Origin of the sequence: Deinococcus sp. AB2017081 (assembly GCF_034440735.1) — a bacterium.
Classification (GTDB): domain Bacteria; phylum Deinococcota; class Deinococci; order Deinococcales; family Deinococcaceae; genus Deinococcus; species Deinococcus rufus.
Genome location: NZ_CP140098.1, coordinates 3,207,351 through 3,224,348, shown reverse-complemented (window position 1 = coordinate 3,224,348; position 16,998 = coordinate 3,207,351). Strand labels below are relative to the sequence as shown.

Annotated in this window: 18 protein-coding genes; 17 read left to right on the top strand and 1 reads right to left on the bottom strand. The window is 68.9% G+C overall.

The annotated features are described in order from the left end of the window. The first annotated feature begins 14 nt into the window (after positions 1-14). The 4 genes from pheS to U2P90_RS15790 all read left to right on the top strand — a co-directional run bounded on the left by pheS (position 15) and on the right by U2P90_RS15790 (position 5,438). The gene (gene pheS / locus U2P90_RS15805; RefSeq protein WP_322472867.1) at positions 15-1,031 is read left to right on the top strand and encodes a phenylalanine--tRNA ligase subunit alpha; all 1,017 of its coding nucleotides are present in this window, start codon (positions 15-17) and stop codon (positions 1,029-1,031) included. Between the two features lie 257 nt (positions 1,032-1,288). Then, on the top strand, positions 1,289-1,693 hold the full coding sequence (locus U2P90_RS15800) for an NUDIX hydrolase (RefSeq protein ID WP_322472866.1): 405 nt from the start codon (positions 1,289-1,291) through the stop codon (positions 1,691-1,693). 140 nt (positions 1,694-1,833) lie between these two features. Further along, positions 1,834-4,293, top strand: a complete 2,460-nt coding sequence (locus U2P90_RS15795) for a phenylalanine--tRNA ligase subunit beta (protein ID WP_322472865.1) — start codon at positions 1,834-1,836, stop codon at positions 4,291-4,293. Next, positions 4,290-5,438, top strand: coding sequence for a S41 family peptidase (locus U2P90_RS15790; RefSeq protein ID WP_322472864.1), 1,149 nt, complete (start codon positions 4,290-4,292; stop codon positions 5,436-5,438). The genes U2P90_RS15795 and U2P90_RS15790 overlap by 4 nt, the downstream gene beginning before the upstream one ends. A gap of 11 nt (positions 5,439-5,449) precedes the next feature. On the opposite strand, the gene U2P90_RS15785 is transcribed toward U2P90_RS15790, so the two are convergent. Then, positions 5,450-6,436, bottom strand: a complete 987-nt coding sequence (locus tag U2P90_RS15785) for an NUDIX domain-containing protein (protein ID WP_322472863.1) — start codon at positions 6,434-6,436, stop codon at positions 5,450-5,452. 33 nt (positions 6,437-6,469) lie between these two features. Here U2P90_RS15785 and U2P90_RS15780 point away from each other — a divergent pair, with 33 nt between their 5' ends. The 13 genes from U2P90_RS15780 to U2P90_RS15720 all read left to right on the top strand — a co-directional run bounded on the left by U2P90_RS15780 (position 6,470) and on the right by U2P90_RS15720 (position 16,997). Continuing rightward, positions 6,470-7,189: a 2-phosphosulfolactate phosphatase gene (locus U2P90_RS15780; RefSeq protein WP_322472862.1), complete on the top strand. Its 720-nt coding sequence runs from the start codon at positions 6,470-6,472 to the stop codon at positions 7,187-7,189. A gap of 272 nt (positions 7,190-7,461) precedes the next feature. Further along, on the top strand, positions 7,462-7,863 hold the full coding sequence (gene rpsH / locus U2P90_RS15775) for a 30S ribosomal protein S8 (protein ID WP_295819348.1): 402 nt from the start codon (positions 7,462-7,464) through the stop codon (positions 7,861-7,863). 109 nt (positions 7,864-7,972) lie between these two features. Then, positions 7,973-8,530 carry a 50S ribosomal protein L6 gene (gene rplF / locus U2P90_RS15770; RefSeq protein ID WP_322472861.1) on the top strand — a complete coding sequence of 186 codons (558 nt, stop codon included), beginning with the start codon at positions 7,973-7,975 and terminating at the stop codon, positions 8,528-8,530. Continuing rightward, positions 8,530-8,868, top strand: a complete 339-nt coding sequence (rplR, locus tag U2P90_RS15765; RefSeq protein WP_322472860.1) for a 50S ribosomal protein L18 — start codon at positions 8,530-8,532, stop codon at positions 8,866-8,868. The genes rplF and rplR overlap by 1 nt, the downstream gene beginning before the upstream one ends. Then, positions 8,858-9,370 (top strand): 30S ribosomal protein S5, encoded by a 513-nt coding sequence (gene rpsE / locus U2P90_RS15760; protein ID WP_295819353.1) that lies wholly within the window; start codon positions 8,858-8,860, stop codon positions 9,368-9,370. The genes rplR and rpsE overlap by 11 nt, the downstream gene beginning before the upstream one ends. Before the next feature lie 8 nt (positions 9,371-9,378). Continuing rightward, positions 9,379-9,546 carry a 50S ribosomal protein L30 gene (gene rpmD, locus U2P90_RS15755; RefSeq protein ID WP_367174131.1) on the top strand — a complete coding sequence of 56 codons (168 nt, stop codon included), beginning with the start codon at positions 9,379-9,381 and terminating at the stop codon, positions 9,544-9,546. Then, positions 9,543-10,013, top strand: coding sequence for a 50S ribosomal protein L15 (gene rplO, locus U2P90_RS15750; protein ID WP_295819360.1), 471 nt, complete (start codon positions 9,543-9,545; stop codon positions 10,011-10,013). The genes rpmD and rplO overlap by 4 nt, the downstream gene beginning before the upstream one ends. Further along, a complete protein-coding gene (gene secY / locus U2P90_RS15745) occupies positions 10,013-11,338 on the top strand; it encodes a preprotein translocase subunit SecY (protein WP_322472859.1) in 1,326 nt (441 codons plus the stop codon). The genes rplO and secY overlap by 1 nt, the downstream gene beginning before the upstream one ends. A gap of 142 nt (positions 11,339-11,480) precedes the next feature. Then, entirely contained in the window at positions 11,481-12,074 is a 594-nt protein-coding gene (locus U2P90_RS15740) for an adenylate kinase (RefSeq protein WP_295819365.1), read from the top strand. A gap of 171 nt (positions 12,075-12,245) precedes the next feature. Continuing rightward, on the top strand, positions 12,246-13,583 hold the full coding sequence (locus U2P90_RS15735) for an SWIM zinc finger family protein (protein ID WP_322472858.1): 1,338 nt from the start codon (positions 12,246-12,248) through the stop codon (positions 13,581-13,583). Further along, on the top strand, positions 13,580-15,061 hold the full coding sequence (locus U2P90_RS15730; RefSeq protein WP_322472857.1) for a DUF5691 domain-containing protein: 1,482 nt from the start codon (positions 13,580-13,582) through the stop codon (positions 15,059-15,061). Before U2P90_RS15735 ends, U2P90_RS15730 begins: the two co-directional genes overlap by 4 nt. Further along, on the top strand, positions 15,058-15,909 hold the full coding sequence (locus tag U2P90_RS15725; protein WP_322472856.1) for a hypothetical protein: 852 nt from the start codon (positions 15,058-15,060) through the stop codon (positions 15,907-15,909). Before U2P90_RS15730 ends, U2P90_RS15725 begins: the two co-directional genes overlap by 4 nt. Further along, the gene (locus U2P90_RS15720; RefSeq protein ID WP_322472855.1) at positions 15,906-16,997 is read left to right on the top strand and encodes an ATP-binding protein; all 1,092 of its coding nucleotides are present in this window, start codon (positions 15,906-15,908) and stop codon (positions 16,995-16,997) included. The genes U2P90_RS15725 and U2P90_RS15720 overlap by 4 nt, the downstream gene beginning before the upstream one ends. The last annotated feature ends 1 nt before the right edge of the window (position 16,998 follow it).

Genomic DNA, 16,998 nt, shown 5'->3' with positions numbered 1-16,998 from the left:
CCACAGGAGAACCCATGCACGAAGCCATCCCCGAAATCCACGCCGCCCAGACCCTCGACGACCTCCAGGCCGTCAAGACGAAGTACGTCGGCAAGAGCGGCTCCGTCACCCGCGAACTCGGCACCCTCGGCACCCTCCCGCCCGAGGAACGCAAGGCCCGCGGCGCGGAGATCAACGCCGTCCGCCAGGAGATCCAGGCCGCCCTCGACGAGCGCGAGGCGACCCTGAAGCGCGCGGCCCTCGACGCGAAACTCGCCGGCGAGGCCATCGACGTCACCCTGCCGGGCCTGCCGCTGCCCGCCGGCGGTCTGCACCCCATCAACCGTGTGTACGACGACCTCACGGCAATCTATGAACGAATGGGCTACACCGTCGTGGAAGGCCCCGAGGTCGAGGACGAGCACCACAACTTCGAGGCGCTGAACGTCCCGTGGTACCACCCCGCCCGCGACCTCCAGGACACCTTCTGGCTCGAGGACGGCCGCCTGCTGCGCACCCACACCAGCCCCATGCAGGTGCGCTACATGGTCGCCCACGAACCCCCCCTGAAGATCGTCGCGCGCGGCAAGGTCTACCGCTACGAGGCCACCGACGCCACCCACGAGGCCATGTTCCACCAGCTCGAGGGCCTCGTCGTCGGCGACGGCATCAGCATGGCCGACCTCAAGGGCACCATCGCCGAGATGGCCCGCGGCCTGTACGGCCCCAGCGCGAAAGTCCGCTTCCAGCCCAGCTACTACCCCTTCACGGAACCCGGCGCGGACTTCGCCGTGTACTGGGACAACCCCCGCGGCGAGAGCAAATGGCTGGAGCTGGGCGGCTGCGGCATGGTGCACCCCAACGTCTTCCGGGCGGTCGACGACCTCCGCGAGGCCCAGGGCAAGGCGCGCGTGTACGAGGGCAAGACCGGTTTCGCCTTCGGCCTGGGGCCAGAGCGCATCGCCATGCTCAAGTACAAGATCCCCGACATCCGCTACTTCTACGCCAACGACCCGAGGGTGATCGGGCAGTTCAGAGGGGAGTTGGGGTGAACATAGATGCTGCTGTAGAGCAGCTCCGTGATTTTCTGGCCGGTACACCCAACGCAGGTCAGGACGCACAGGTGCAGTTTCTCGCGGATCGAGGGTACTCAAAAATCGAGTGTATCGGTGCCCTCAATCGCGTCAACGGTCTGACTCCGACTGCAGCAAAGGCAATCGTCCATCTCAGTCCGGCATTCGAGTACCGCCGTGAATCCGATGACGCGTTCCTCGACACACTGATCGCAACGCTCGAACAGGATGACCACATGACCCGCCGCCCCCGATCAGTCGCCATCCTCCTCAACGACCACTCCGAAGTCCTGCTCATGCTCCGGCGCAAGGCGGGCCGCGAGTACGCCACCCTGCCCGGCGGCGGCATCGACCCCGGCGAGACGCCCGCTGAAGCCTGCGCCCGTGAAGTGCTGGAGGAAGTGAACCTCGTCGTGACCGTCGGCCCGCTCGTGTACCGCCACCAGGGCATGGGCAACGACGAACACTACTTCCACGTCACGTATGTCTCCGGCGAGATGCGCCTCGGCGACGGCCCGGAGGCGATCCGCAGCAGCGAGGAGAACTGGTATTCGCCCCAGTGGATCAGCGTGGATCGGCTGGAAGAGGTCAACTTCGTGCCGCCCGAACTGCGGGACGTGGTGCGGGGGCTGGCGAGGTAGAGACCCCTCACCCCAACCCCTCTCCCCAGGGGAGAGGGGCTAACAGAAGGCGAAAGCCACAGCGTATTGCTCCCTCTTCCCCGGGGAGAGGGCCGGGGTGAGGGGTCTCCCGACCGCCGCCCACAACCTAGAGGTCACCGATGAACATCCCGTATTCCTGGCTCAAAGAACTCGTCCCGAACCTGCCGCCGCTGGCCGATCTGGAGCCGACCTTCGCGCACCTGGGCCTCCCGCTGGAGGGCGTGGAGGACGTGCCCGCGCCGCCCCCCGGTGTGCTGCTGGTCACCGTCACCCACGCCGAGCCCATCGAGGGCACGCAGCTCACGAAACTGACGCTCGACACGGGCGCGAACGGCGAGAAGGTCATCGCCAGCGGGGCCCCGAACGCGGTGGGCCTGCCCGCGGGGACGATGGTCGCGCTGGTGTCGCCGGGCACGGAGCTGGGCGGCATGACCTACGGCGTGCGGGCCTTGCAGGGCGTGGAGTCGTGGGGCATGGCGGCCAGCGCGAAGGAACTGGGCCTGGGCGAGAGCGCGGCGGGCCTGATGCTGTTCCCGGCAGGGACGGCTGCGCCGGGCACGCCGATGCGCGAACTGTGGCCGGACGATCACGTGCTGGACGTGGAGGTCACGCCGAACCGCGCGGACGTGTTGAGCGCGCTGGGACTGGCGCGGGATCTGGCAGCGTTCCTGAAGCTGGAACTCGTGGAGCCCCCGGCCGGGCCGGCCCCGCGCGGGGCGGGGGAGATCACGGTCACGCTGCCGCCCAAGGGCCTGACGCTCGACCGCGACCCCTCAAAGAAACTGCGCTTCGGCTGCGATCACTTCGCGGCGCGCACGGTGGGCGGCCTGACGAACGGCCCCGCGCCCCTGTGGATGCAGCGTCGCGTGTCGCTGGCGGGCATGCGGCCCATCGACCTGATCGTGGACACCAGCAACTACGTGATGCTGGAACTCGGGCAGCCGACGGCGCTGTACGACCGGCGGGACGTGGCGGGCGACCAGATCCACGTGGCGTTCGGACTGCGGCAGGGCGAGGTCGTGAAGGATCTGATGGGCGGCACGCACACCGTTGGGCCAGAAGACCTGCTGATCCTCGACGGCAATCAGCCGGAGATCTCCAGCGTCGCGGACGCCTTCGCCACGGCCGGGCAGCCCAAGCTGGGCGACACCGTGCTGGGCATCGCGGGCATCATGGGCGGCGACCACGGGCACGTGCGGGCGGACACGACGGACGTGGTGATTGAGTCCGCGCACTTCGACCCGGTGCTGCTGCGCCGCACGAGCACCCGCCTGGGCCTCAAGACGGACGCCGTGTACCGCTACGAGCGCGGCGTCGATCCCCTGCTGGCCCCGAAGGCCGCGAACCGCGTGGCGGCCCTGCTGGCCGACGCCGGGCGCGGAGAGATCCACCCCGGCGCGACCGTGGTGGGCGAGCCGGAGGTGCCGGGCAACATCGACACGACCGGCGACCAGATCCGCGCGCTGCTCGGCATGCACGTGGACACCGCCGAGATGAGCGGCATCCTCACGCGCCTGGGCTGCACGGTCGCGGGCAACGGGGACGCGCTGCACGTCACGCCGCCGTCGTGGCGGGTGGACATGGTGATCTGGCAGGATCTCGCCGAGGAGGTCGCGCGCCTGCACGGGTACGCGGAACTTCCCGAGACGCTGCCCACCCTGCGCGTGCACCCCAGCAACATCGGCGCGGAGCGGGAGGGCGTGGAGCGCAGCACCCTGCGCCGCACGCTGGCCGGTATCGGAGCGCAGGAGGTCGTGACCTACACCTTCACCAGCGACGACGAGGCCGCAAAGGCCCGCACCGAGACGCCCACTGCCCGCCTGCGCAACCCCATGACCGCCGACCGCACCGGCCTGCGCACGGCGCTGTACCCGTCGCTGCTGAAGGCCGCGCAGGCGCACGCGAAGGGCGACCGCGTGCTGATCTTCGAGATGGGCCGCATCTTCCCGCAGAGCGGCGAGGCCGAACGCCTGGGCCTGCTGATGCGCGGCCCGCTGGCCGGGGCCACCCACCAGCCGGGCGTGGCGGGCAGCTTCGCAGCGTTCAAGGGCCTCGTCGAATCCCTCGCCGCGACTCTCGGCGCGGCCTTCGAGGTGCGGCAGCTGCGCGGCGACGCCGTCCCCGCCGCCCTGCACCCCGGCATCGCCGGCGAGGTCGTGTGGAATGCAGAGCCCATCGGCTGGCTCGGCGCGGTGCACCCCGAGGTCGCGCAGGACTTCGGCCTCAAGGGCGACACGTACGTGCTGGACGTCGCCCTGCCGCTGCCGGGCCGCGCGTGGGCGTTCCGCGACCCCAGCCGCGCCCCCGCCGCGTGGCGCGACCTCGCCGTCGTTACCCCCCAGGGCGTCAGCTACGGCGAGGTGGCCGCCCTGCTGCGCCGGGGGGGCGGCGACCTGCTGGAGAGCGTGGAGCCCTTCGACGTGTACACCGGCGAGCAGCTCGGCGAGGGCCAGCGCTCCGTCGCCGTGCGCCTGACCTTCCGCGCCGCGAAGACCCTCACGGACGAGGAGGTCGATCCCATCATGGACAAGCTCATGGCCGCCGTGCGGGCGCAGGGATGGAGCATCCGGGAGAAGTGAACACTGAAGTGAGTAGGGAAGCCATTCTGTCGGAAGCGTTGGAACTCATCGAGCGTGAGGCACTCTACGCGCACCGGGTCAACTGGCCGGAAGTCACATCGGCCTGCTGGAGGTTGTTGGTGGAGCACGGAGACGTTTCCGGGCTGCACTCGGCTCTCCGGCATGCCCTGCAGGCGTTGGGTGACGCGCACAGCTTCCTGCGCCTGCCCGACGCAGATTCCGTCCACCGGGGCCTGCTCGGTCTGTATTACGTTGCTGGTACGGTGGCTGTCGTCTTTCCTGAAAGTCCTGCCGAACTGGCAGGGCTGCGCCCCGGAGACCGGATTCTGAAAGTGCAGGGCCAGCCCGTCGGAGACGGAGTGAATGCCGGATTGAGTCCAGAGCCGTACGTCCACCTGGAGATCAGTCAGGCTGGAGTGGTCAGGGAGGTCAATCTGGTTCGGGCCGACGTTCCCGTTCATCATGCAACGCCAGTTGGGTGGAGACTTCGGGACGATATCGGCTTGGTTTGCCTTCCAGAATGTCACCTCTCTGGCGTCTTCGAGGACGGTGAAACCTATCAGCAGAAGGTTCGTGACGTGCTGCACGCCCTGTCCCGTGCCGGAGTCCGGCGGTGGGTGGTGGATCTGCGCCTGAACCTGGGAGGAAATATGTGGCCCATGCTCAGCGGCATCGGGCCCCTGGCTGGAGAAGGCGACCTGGGTGCCTTCGTCCGCGAGCAGGAGCGCTGGCCGTGGCGGTACGAACGTGGTCAGGCAAGTATTGGGGGTGATGTCCTTGCCCAGACGGCAGGAGACGTGCTGCCTTCCCTGTCAGAAACGGTTCCCGTGGCCGTTCTCACGTCGGCCCTCACTGCCAGCAGCGGCGAGATCATAGCGCTGTCGTTCCTCGGACGGCCAGGCACCCGTGTCTTCGGCGAGGCGACGCGTGGCCTGACGACCTCCAACAGCCGGTACGAGTTGGCGGATGGATCGGCATTACTGCTGACGACGGCAATGGATGCAGATCGCACCGGGAAAATCTATGATCACGGCGTTCAACCCGACGTTGTGGTCGTGAATGACTGGCACGACTTCCGGACGGATCGCGATCCAGTTGTCCGGGCAGCCATTGACTGGCTGGAGCTACGTTCATCCTCACGTTGACTCCAGAGACTTCAGGGCCGCGTGCTCTGGCCTTCTTTCCAGTGCTGGATGCTCGCCCGCATGACCGGGCTGCTCAGTTCCTCGGCGGCTGGGAGTTCGTCCACATCGAACCACCGGGCCTCATCCACCTCGCCGTCCTGCGGGGTGAGGGTGCCGGTGACGCCATGCGCGCGGTACAGCACCGAGACGGAATCGAACACGTCGCCGTTTGGGTAGGTCAGACGGTACTCCGGCCCGGCGTACATCTCCAGCGCTTCCAGCCGCACGGCCGCGAGCCCGGTCTCCTCGAACAGCTCACGGGCGGCGGTCTGGGCGAAACTCTCGCCGGGTTCCAGGCTGCCGCCGGGCAGCGTCCACTTCCGCGTGTGCCCGTGCCGGAGGAGCAGCAGGCGGCCCCGGTCGTCGTTCACGAGGACGTTCGCGCCGGGAGCGAACCACGGGCGGTGCCCGATCACGCGGCGCAGGTCGCGCAGGAAGTTGCCCACGGGCGGCGCGGGGGGCGTGGGGGCCAGCGGCAGGGGCGGCAGGCCCGCGCGGGCGCGCAGGACGTTCATGCTCTGGCGGTTGGCGTTGTTGCTCAGGTCGGGCAGGGCATCCAGCGGGAACCACCGCAGCTCCAGCGTCTCGCCGCTGTCGTCCGGCGCGGCCCCGTCCAGCGCGGCGGCGGGCAGCGTGCCGTGCGCCCGCCTCCCGACGATGTAGATCTCGTGCCCGTTCGGGTAGCGGTGGTACAGCTCCGGGCCGTCCTGCAGGCCCTCCGGCACGGGCAGCAGGGTCAGCCCCTGGCACGTCAGGCCGGTCTCCTCCCGCAGTTCGCGGCGCGCGCCGGTCAGGAAGTCCTCGCCGGCGTCGAGGGCTCCGCCGGGCTCGCCCCACAGGCCGTCGTCGCCGCGGCGTTGCAGCAGCACGCGCCCGTGCTCGTCCTGGATCAGCACGCCCACGGCGGCGGCGATCAGGGGGCGGGGGCCCCACACTCTGCGCAGATCCATCAGGGTCATCGGGAGTCACGGTAGCCGATTACGCTGTGGAGCGTGTCCTTCGACCAGTCGGCGTTCCGCGTGCGCTGCGAGTGGGGCGGCGCGGCCGTGCGTCACCTGGGCCCGCACGTGGACGCCGTGGTGGTCGTGGACGTGCTGTCGTTCACGACGTGCGTGGACGTGGCCGTGTCGCGCGGCGCGGCCGTGCTGCCGTACCGCTGGCGGGACGACTCGGCCGCGGCCTTCGCGCGGGAGCAGGGCGCGGTGCTCGCCAGTCACGAGCGGCGCTTCACGGACGGCTTCTCGCTGTCGCCGTCGTCGCTGCTGACCCTGCCGGTGGGGGAGAGGCTGGTGCTGCCCTCGCCGAATGGCGGGGCGCTCTGTGCGGACGCTGCGGAACTGGGGGTGCCCGTCTACGCGGCGTGCCTGCGCAACGCCCGCGCGGTGGGTGAACACCTGCATGGCGTGGGCCGCGTCCTCGTCGTGCCCGCCGGGGAACGCTGGCCGGATGGCACGCTGCGGCCCGCCCTGGAGGACTGGCTGGGAGCAGGAGCCGTGATCGACGCCCTGCGTGGCGACCGTTCCCCGGAAGCGGAGGCCGCCGCGCAGGCGTTCCGCTCGGCCGAGCCCGACCTGGCGCGGAGCGTGCGGGCGTGCAGTTCCGGCGTGGAGCTGATTGAGCGGGGCTTCGGAGTGGATGTGGAACTGGCCGCGCAGCTGAACGTCAGCAGGGCCGTGCCGGTGCTGCGGGACGGGGAGTTCGTGGCGGCCTGAACCGGCCAGGCCCCACGATTGCCCGCTGGCCCCCTGATCTGCTACACTCCGTTCTTGCCGCACTTGTGCGGTGATCGTGCTGTGCCCCCTGGATACGAACTGCCCAGCTTTGGGTGGTGATCGTCCAGTGGCGGATTCCCGACCCAAGAGAAGAATCGGCGGAGTTTGTCCGCCAGGCATTCCACAGGGGAGACCCGTGACCGGCCCCAGATCGGAACCGGCCACACCTGCCGGGGCAGTGACTCGCAAGACCGCGCCCCTGGAGGAGACACATGCTGAGTGATCCAATCGCCGACATGCTCACGCGCATCCGCAACGCGACGCGCACCCACAAGGAGACCGTGGACATCCCGGCCTCCCGCTTCAAGGAAGAGCTGGCCAAACTGCTGGTGCGCGAGGGCTATGTGACCAGTGTCGAGCGCCTCGTTCCCGAGGGCCAGAAGTTCGACGTGCTGCGCGTCACGCTGAAGTACGGCGAGAAGCGCGAGCAGGTCATCAAGCACATCGAGCGCATCAGCCGTCCTGGCCGCCGCTCCTACGTGAGCGCCGACAACCTGCCCCGCATCCAGCGTGGCCTGGGCCTGGCCGTGGTCTCCACGAGCAAGGGCCTGCTGCCGGATCGCGAGGCCCGCAAGCAGGGCGTGGGCGGCGAAGTCGTCTGCGTGCTCTGGTAACGGACGCACCCAGCGAGCAGTACGGCACGGGTTCGTCCCCGCGCCAGGACACTAGACCTGACCGCGACACCTTCCCGGTGTCGACTTAAGGACTCAAGGAGGACACACGATGTCCCGAATTGGTAGACAGCCCATCGCGGTGCCGGGCGGCGTGACCACGACCACCGAGAATGGCGTGTTCACGGTCAAGGGGCCCAAAGGCGAACTGACCGTTCCCTACAACCCCGAACTGACCATCAAGAAAGACGGCGACAACCTCGTCGTCGAGCGGCCCAGCGACCAGCAGCGCCACCGCGCGCTGCACGGCCTGACCCGCACGCTGGTCGCCAACGCCGTCAAGGGCGTCAGCGACGGCTACACGATCAACCTGGAGCTCAAGGGCGTGGGCTTCCGCGCCAAGCTGAGTGGCAAGAACCTCGAGATGACCATCGGCTACAGCCACCCGGTCATCATCGAGCCGCCCGCCGGCGTGACCTTCGCCGTGCCGGAGCCCACCAAGATCGACGTGTCCGGGATCGACAAGCAGCTCGTCGGCCAGGTGGCCGCGAACGTCCGCAAGGTGCGCAAGCCCGACGCCTACCACGGCAAGGGTGTGCGCTTCCTCGGCGAGAAGATCGCCCTCAAGGCTGGTAAAGCCGGTGCCACCGGCGGGAAAGGGAAGAAATAATGGCGACCCAGACCATGATCCGCCGCAAGCTGCGCGCCCGCCGCAAGGTTCGCACCGCCGCCGGCGAGCGGCTGCGCCTGAGCGTGTACCGCTCCAGCAAGCACATCTACGCCCAGATCATCGACGACAGCAAGGGTGTCACCGTTGCTGCGGCCAACAGCGCCGCCGTCAAGACGGGCACCAAGACCGACACTGCCGCCGCCGTGGGCAAGGCCCTCGCCGAGGTGGCGCTCTCCAGGGGCGTCAAGAAGGTGGTTTTCGACCGTGGCTCGTACCGCTACCACGGACGCGTGAAGGCGCTCGCAGACGCGGCGCGGGAGGGTGGCCTTGACTTTTAACCGACGCAACGACCGCAATGCGGAGCGCGAGACCAGCGAATTCGAAGAGAAGATGCTGTTCGTGAACCGTACGTCCAAGACCTACCAGGGCGGCCGCCGCTTCCGTTTCGCGGCCCTCGTGATCCTCGGCGACCGCAACGGCCGCGTGGGCATGGGCATTGGTAAGGCCAAGGAAGTGCCGGTGGCCATCGAGAAGGCCAAGAGCATTGCCCGCAAGAACATGATCATGGTGCCCGTGGAAAACGGCACGATCCCCCACGACATCGTGGGTGAGAACAGCACCAGCCGCGTGCTCCTGAAGCCCGCCGGCCCCGGTACGGGCGTGATCGCGGGCACCGTGCCCCGCTCGATCGCGGAACTGGCGGGTATCACGAACATGCTGTCCAAGGAACTCGGCAGCCGCAACAAGGTGAACGTGGCCTACGCCGTGTTCGACGGCCTGAAGAACCTCCGTACCGCGAAGCAGGTTCGCGCGCTGCGGGGCGAGACCGGAGGCGTGTAATGGCGACCCTGAAAATTACCCTCAAGCGCAGCGTCATCGGCCGCCCGGGCAACCAGGTGCAGACCGTCAAGTCGCTGGGCCTGCACAAGATCGGTGACACCAAAGAAGTCGCCGACACCCCCGCCCTGCGCGGGATGGTGAACACCGTCAAGCACCTGCTGGAGGTGCACGAATGAAACTGCACGAACTGCAGCCCTCACCGGGCAGCCGCAAGAACCGCAAGCGCGTGGGCCGTGGCCCCGGCGGCACCGACAAGACCGCCGGCCGTGGTCACAAGGGTCAGAAGTCGCGCAGCGGCGCGGGCAAGGGACAGTTCTTCGAGGGTGGCCGCAGCCGCCTGATCGCGAGGCTCCCCAAGCGCGGCTTCAACAACGTCGGCACCACCTACGAGATCATCAAGCTGTCGCAGCTCGACGGCATCGAGGTCGAGGGCAACGTCTTCGACCGCAATGTGCTGGAGATCGCCGGCCTGGTGCGCCGCAAGAACTGGCCCGTGAAGCTGCTCGCCAGCGGTGAGATCAAGCGTGCCGTGACCGTGCACGTGGACGCCGCGAGCGCGTCCGCCATCAAGGCCATCGAGGCCGCCGGGGGCAGCGTCATCCTGCCCGCGGGCAACACCGAAAGCGCCGAGAAGGCGGAGTAATGCTCCGCGCCTTCCGCGACGCCTTCCGGATTCCGGATCTTCAGCGGAAGATTCTCTTCACCCTGCTGCTTCTCGCCATCTACCGCCTGGGGAGTGCCATCCCCACCCCAGGCGTCAACAGTGCCGCTCTGAGTCAGGCCGACTCGAGCGGCCTGTTTGGCCTGATCAGCATGATCTCGGGCGGGAATCTTTCGCAGTTCTCGATCTTCGCGCTGGGCGTGCTGCCGTACATCACGGCCAGCATCGTGATCCAGCTGCTGACCACGACCATCCCGGCGCTGGAGAAACTGTCCAAGGAAGGCGAGGAAGGCCGCAAGAAGATCAACCAGTACACCCGCTACGCGGCCGTCGCCCTGGGCGCGGTGCAGGCGGTCTTCTTCGCGTCCTTTATCAACTCGAATGCCGCGTACATCGCGGTCGGGTGGACGCCGGGGCTGTTCACGGTGCTGGTCATGGTGCTCACGCAGGTGGCCGGGATCGCGTTCACGATGTGGATCGGTGAGCGCATCACGGAAGTCGGGGTGGGCAACGGGATCTCGCTGATCATCACGGCCGGGATCATCGCCAACTACCCGACCGAGTTCTCGAACACGGCGGCGCTGGTGCGCTCCGACCCGGAGGCCAACTGGGTGATCCGGCTGGTCGCCTTCGCGGCCGTCGTCCTCGTGACCATCGCCGGGATCGTATACGTGTACCAGGCCGAGCGCCGGGTGCCGGTCACGTATGCCCGGGCGCGCGGCGGTGTGGCTGGACAGGCGCGCGGCGCCACCCAAGCTACGTGGCTGCCGATCAAGGTGAACCAGGCGGGCGTGATTCCCGTGATCTTCGCGTCGGCCATGCTGATCATCCCGAACCTGATCTCCAGCGCCACGACGACCCGTGCGCCGGCGGTCAGCGCGTGGATCCAGACCAATCTGGTCTTCGGGCAGCCGCTGTACATCGCGCTGGAAGCCGCGCTGATCTTCGGCTTCACGTACCTGTACAACAGCGTGCAGTTCGATCCCAAGCGCATCGCGGAGCAGCTGCGCGAGGCCGGTGGATTCGTGCCCGGCGTGCGTCCCGGCACGCCCACGGCCGAGTTCCTGGGCAGCATCAGCGGCCGCCTGAGCCTGTGGGGAGCAATCTTCCTCGTGGTGCTGACCATCGTGCCGCAGATCGTGCAGCGCCTGACCGGCATCACGACCTTCCAGTTCTCGGGCACGGGCCTGCTGATCATCGTGGGTGTGGCGCTCGAGACCCTCAAGCAGCTTGAAGCCCAGCTGACGGTGCGCCGCTACGACGGCTTCATCAGCAAGGGCCGCATCCGTGGCCGTCTGAACAACTGAAGGCTGCTGCTGTTCGCCACCGCTCCCATGCCTGGGGGCGGTTTTTGCTCCACCCCGACGTCACCCCAGCGGGAACAGGACTGGGCAGGGGGCGGGAATCCAACCACGGGCACACTATGCTGAACACCGAACGGAGGGAACAGTGACTCAGAAGGAGAACAAGGTCGTGGTGTTTCTCGGGCCGCCCGGCGCCGGCAAGGGCACGCAGGCCGAGCGGCTGGCCGCCGAGCAGGGCCTGACCAAGATCAGCACCGGCGACATCCTGCGCGACCACGTGAAACGGGACACCGAGCTGGGCCAGCAGGTGCGCCCCATTCTGGATGCCGGCAAGCTGGTGCCGGACGACATCCTGCTCGCTCTGATCGGTGACACGCTGGCCGGGATGGACACGGTCCGCGTCATCTTCGACGGGTTCCCGCGCACACTGCCGCAGGCCGAGGGCCTGGACACGCTGCTGGAGGAACTCGGCGCGCCTGTGAACGCCGTGCCGCTGCTGGAGGTGCCCGACGAGGTGCTGATCTCGCGGATCGTGGAGCGTGGGCGACAGGCGCAGGCAGCCGGTCACGCGGTTCGCAGCGACGACACCGAGGAGGTCGCCCGGCACCGTCAGGACATCTACCGCGAGCAGACCCAGCCCCTGATCGACTACTACGCGGCGCGCGGGCACCTGTACCGGGTGGACGGTGTGGGCGGCATGGACGAGGTGTACGGCCGGATCGTGGGGGGCATGAAGTAGGCAGACGGCAGAGAGTAGACAGCAGAGAGCAGAGAGCAGAGAGCGAGAGATGTTCAGCCCTCTGCTCTCTGCTGTGTGCCCTCTGCGCCGTTCCGGGTAACCTGGGCTTGCGCGGCGAGTGTGAATCCGTTACATTACGCCAATAGCGTAATTTGATCGAAGGATTTAACGATGACCGTGACCCCCGCCCCCCTGACCCCAGATGCCATCCTCGCCCTCGCCCCGGACAGCGGGAGCGCCGCCAATGCCCGCAAGCTCGCCACGCCGGGCAAATGGCGGAACCTCAACGCTCCTGCAGGCAGCGTGTGGGGCGAGTGCCAGGGTAGTGGCAAGGATCCCTACCTGACCGGCGTGGATCTGAGTGGCCCGGTCGGGAAGTGTTCCTGCCCCAGCCGCAAGTTCCCGTGCAAGCATGCGCTGGCGCTGCTGCTGCTGCGCGCCACGCACCCCGACGACTTCGGTGCGGCCCCGCCGCCCGAGAGCCTCCAGACGTGGCTGGACGGCCGGGCGGCGCGGGCTGAAGGTGAACGGCAGAAGGCGGAAGGCGAGAAGACGCCGGCCGGGGGGAAGGCCGGCCCCGACCCCGCCGCCCAGGCGAAGCGGCGCGCGGCGCGCGAGAAGAAGGTCACTGGGGGGCTGGACTCCCTTCAGACCTTCCTGCACGACCTCGTGCGCGACGGCCTCGCCCAGGCCCCGGCACGGCCGTACACGGACTGGGACACGCAGGCGGCCCGGCTGGTCGACGCCCAGGCTCCCGGCGCGGCGCGGCTCGTGCGGCAGATTCCAGAGCACCTGGGCGACCCCGCCGCCCTGCTCGCGCACCTCGCGCGGCTGCACCTGCTCACCGAGGCGTGGCCGCGTCGGGACAGCCTGAGCGAACCCGAGCACGCCGACCTGCGCGCCGCGGTGGGCTTCCCGCTCGACAGCGCCGGCGTGCTGGAGGGCGGCGGGGTGATCGCCGCGTGGAACGTCATGGGCCAGGGCCTGACCGTCGAGGACACCATCAGCACCCGGCGCACGTGGCTCGTCAGCGGCGACGACACCGCCCTGCTCCTCGACTTCTCCGCGGGCGGCCGCCCCTTCCCGCCCGCCCTGCCCCCCGGCCACACAGTGCGGGCCGAGGTGTGCTTCGCGCCGGGCGCTGTGCCCCAGCGCGCCCTGCTGCGCGGCGAGGCGCTGGCGACCCCGCCCGCCCCGCGCCCACCGAGCGTCACCCTCGACGCCCTGCTCGACCGGCACGGTGCAGCCCTCGCCGCGAACCCGTGGCTGGAACGCACCGCGCACCTGACCGGCCCCCTGCACGTCATTCCCGGCGACCCCTGGCACGCGCAGGACAGCACCGGCCGCCTTCCCATCACGGGCAGTGACCGCAGCCTGTACACCCTGCTCGCCCTGGGCGGCGGACAGCCCCTGCCGGTGTACGCCGAGTGGGACGGCGCGGCCCTCACGCCCCTGAGCGTCCTGCACGGTGGGGCGCTCCTCCCCCTGCGTCAGGAGGGCTCCGAATGAGCGACCACGACCAGCTCCTCGCCCTGGCCCTGGTCGGCACGGCGCGCGGCCAGCTGCCCGCCCCCGGCCCCGGCGCGCTCGGTGAGGCCGCCGCCCGCATCACCCGCCCCGACGCCGAGGGCACCCTGCTCGCCCGCGCGGCCCTGTACGCCATAGCGCACGCCGCCGGCCGCACGCCCGATCCCGCCGACGTCGCGCCCCCCGCGCCCGCACCCCCCGAGACCCTCCCGGAAGCGCCGGAGCGCGCCGCGCGGCACCTGCCGCTCGTATTGGGCACGCCGCTGCTGCCCGAGTGGCTGGCGCTGTGCGCGCAGGCCGGGTGGCGCGCGCCCCCCGCCCGCCTGCCGGAACTCCTCGACGCGGCCCGCCACGACGGCTCCCTGCGTTCCCTCCTGATCCCCGTGCTGGGCGAACGCGGCGCGTGGCTCGCGGGGTTCAACCCCGAGTGGCGCTTCACGCCGGGTGGCGGCGAGGATGCCTGGGACGACGCCACCGAGGCCGGCCGCGAGGCCCTGTGGCGCGGGGTGCGCGCCCGCGACCCGCAGGCCGCCCGTGAGCTGCTGGCGGCGCACCTGCCCACCGAACGCGCCGGCAGCCGCAAGCGCCTCCTGGGGGCCCTGCTGGACACCCTCACACCGGACGACCACGCGCTCGAACCGCTGCTGGACACCCTCACCACCGACCGCAGCGAGGACGTCCGCACCCTGGCCCGCGCCGCCCTGCACCGTCTGGAACGCAGCGCGCAGAACGCCCGGAACGCCGCCCGCTTCGCCGCCCTCGTGCAGCTCGGCAAGCCGGGACTGCTGGGGCGGCTCAAGGGGGAGACCCCCACGACCCTGACCCGGCCCACCGGCCCCGACGAGCACGCCGTCCGCGACGGGCTGCCCGACCCCACCGGCAAGGACGCCATGAGCGCCATAGCGCTCCTCGGTCACCTTCTGGTGCATACATACCCGGACGCCCTGCTCCGCGCTCTGGACATCCCGCCCGCCGCGCTGGCGACTATTGCCCGGGAGCACGATTACCTGCAAGCGCTGGCCGCGAACGCCGCTGCCACCCGGCACGCCGCGCTGGCCACCGCCCTCCTCCCGCACCAGCCCGACGACCCCACCCTGCTGCACCTCGGCCCGCCCGAGACCCTGGCCGCCGCCCAGCGGCACGCCCTGCGCCCCGGCGACCCAGAGCGCCTGCTCGCCCTGCTGGGCCCGCAGCCCGGCCCATGGCCCCCGGAACTGGGGGAAGCCCTGCTGGACGCACTGCAAGGCAGCGTCCAGAGCGCGCACTACGACTACGGCTGGGGCTATCGCTGGGTGCGGCTCCGCGACCTCGCCGCCACGCGCCTGCACCCCCACACGCCGCCCCCCGCACCCCTGCCGCCCGACGCCACCGACTACGCGCACCGCACTCTGACCGAATTGCTGGGCACCCTGGAACTGAGAAAGCAGATGTGGACGGACTTCGGGAAGGAGAGAGGATGACGCTGGACTTGAAGGCGCTGAAACGGGAGGTCAGAAGATCCGGGGTGAAGCCCACACGTCTACTGGAGATCGCTGCGCTTGATCCGCAACTGTCACGCTTCGTCGGCTCAGTACCCAGTGCCCCAGCAGCGGTTCTGGCGACATTATCTCAGAGTGCCGACATTCCGACGAGAAGGGCAGTCGCGAGCAACCCCGTTGCCTCTGCCTCCATCCTCGACGACCTCGCCCGAGATCACTCGCTTCAAGTGCTCAAGGCCGTCGCCATGAATCCAAACACCTCGTCAGACACCATTGATGCACTTGTGAATCATAGTCAGCCTACCGTCCGTGCGGCCACGTTGCGGTACAGCCCGAGACCACCCGGTCTGCTTGAGCGTCTTACGAATGATCCACATCCGGGTGTTCGGATGGAAGTCGCTGGCGATGCGTACCTGACTCCGGCGCAACTCCTGGTCTTCCTCTCCGACTCCAATCCGAAGGTTAGAGAGCGAGCGCTGATAAATGGGAAATGCGACGATGCCCATCGTGTCAACGCACTTCGGGACAATGACACACAGGTGCGATTCTCGGCGTTAAATTTCCTCAGCTTGGGCAGAAAGACTTCTCTCGGACTGATGGAAAGAGCAGGGCGATCAAGGGCTAGCTTGACACTTCAAGTCATCGAAGCTCTTTCAAGAGATGAAAGCCCGCACATGCGCGCCAGATTCGCTTTTTACCTCAGAACCGGCGAATACGATAATGATATTGAGCCCAGCGAAAAGATAGAAATAGCCCGTCGATTACGCAGTGACACCTCGGCAGACGCTCGTACGCAAGCACAGGCCATTCTGGAAGGAGCCCACCCATGACCACCCCCGCCCCTGAGGTCCTCCGCCAGCACGCCGAGCAGGCCTACGCGCACGAGCTGTCGGCCCTGGCCGCGCACGACGACCGGCCCCGGCCGCCCCGCTGGAACCTGTCGCCGCACGCGGTGCTGACCTATCTGATGGGCGGGAAACTGAAGGATGGAACCGAGATCACGCCCAAGTACGTGGGCGAGCGCCGCCTGATGGAAATCGCCGTGGCGACCCTGGCGACCGACCGCGCCCTGCTGCTGATCGGCGTGCCGGGCACCGCGAAGAGCTGGGTCAGCGAGCACCTGTCGGCCGCGATCAGCGGCACCAGCACCCTGCTCGTGCAGGGCACCGCCGGCACCAGCGAGGAGAGCGTCCGCTACGGCTGGAACTATGCCCGGCTGCTGGCCGAAGGCCCCAGCGAGGCCGCCCTGGTCGAGAGTCCCATCGTGCGCGCCATGCGCACCGGCAAGATCGCCCGGCTGGAGGAACTGACGCGCGTGCAGAGCGACGTGCAGGACACCCTCATCACCATCCTGTCCGAGAAGACGCTGCCCATCCCGGAACTGAACGCCGAGGTGCAGGCCGTGCAGGGCTTCAACCTGATCGCCACGGCGAACAACCGCGACAAGGGCGTGAACGACCTGTCGAGTGCCCTCAAGCGCCGCTTCAACACCGTCGTCCTGCCCGTGCCCGACAGCCTGGACGACGAGGTCAGGATCGTCACCAGCCGGGTCGCGCAGCTTGCCACGAACCTGCACATCCCCGCCCCGCCCCCCGCGCTGGAGGAAGTCCGGCGGATCGTCACCGTGTTCCGCGAACTCCGCGCCGGAGCCACCGAGGACGGCAAGACGAAACTCAAGAGCCCCAGCGGCAGCCTCAGCACCGCCGAGGCGATCAGCGTCGTCAACCACGGCCTCAGCCTCGCCGCGCACTTCGGCAACGGGCACCTGACCGCCCACGACGTCGCCGCCAGCCTCGTCGGAGCCGTCGTGAAAGACCCCGTGCAGGACGCCGTCATCTGGCGCGAATACCTCGAAACCGTTGCCAAGAAACGCGACGACTGGAAGGATTTCTATAAAGCCTGCCGGGCGGTGAGTTGAG

Coding starts and splice junctions, on each gene's coding strand:
- pheS (WP_322472867.1), top strand. CDS start 15: ATGCACGAAGCCATCCCCGAAATCCACGCCGCCCAGACCCTCGACGAC.
- U2P90_RS15800 (WP_322472866.1), top strand. CDS start 1,289: ATGACCCGCCGCCCCCGATCAGTCGCCATCCTCCTCAACGACCACTCC.
- U2P90_RS15795 (WP_322472865.1), top strand. CDS start 1,834: ATGAACATCCCGTATTCCTGGCTCAAAGAACTCGTCCCGAACCTGCCG.
- U2P90_RS15785 (WP_322472863.1), bottom strand. CDS start 6,436: ATGACCCTGATGGATCTGCGCAGAGTGTGGGGCCCCCGCCCCCTGATC.
- rpsH (WP_295819348.1), top strand. CDS start 7,462: ATGCTGAGTGATCCAATCGCCGACATGCTCACGCGCATCCGCAACGCG.
- rplF (WP_322472861.1), top strand. CDS start 7,973: ATGTCCCGAATTGGTAGACAGCCCATCGCGGTGCCGGGCGGCGTGACC.
- rplR (WP_322472860.1), top strand. CDS start 8,530: ATGGCGACCCAGACCATGATCCGCCGCAAGCTGCGCGCCCGCCGCAAG.
- rplO (WP_295819360.1), top strand. CDS start 9,543: ATGAAACTGCACGAACTGCAGCCCTCACCGGGCAGCCGCAAGAACCGC.
- secY (WP_322472859.1), top strand. CDS start 10,013: ATGCTCCGCGCCTTCCGCGACGCCTTCCGGATTCCGGATCTTCAGCGG.
- U2P90_RS15735 (WP_322472858.1), top strand. CDS start 12,246: ATGACCGTGACCCCCGCCCCCCTGACCCCAGATGCCATCCTCGCCCTC.
- U2P90_RS15730 (WP_322472857.1), top strand. CDS start 13,580: ATGAGCGACCACGACCAGCTCCTCGCCCTGGCCCTGGTCGGCACGGCG.
- U2P90_RS15725 (WP_322472856.1), top strand. CDS start 15,058: ATGACGCTGGACTTGAAGGCGCTGAAACGGGAGGTCAGAAGATCCGGG.
- U2P90_RS15720 (WP_322472855.1), top strand. CDS start 15,906: ATGACCACCCCCGCCCCTGAGGTCCTCCGCCAGCACGCCGAGCAGGCC.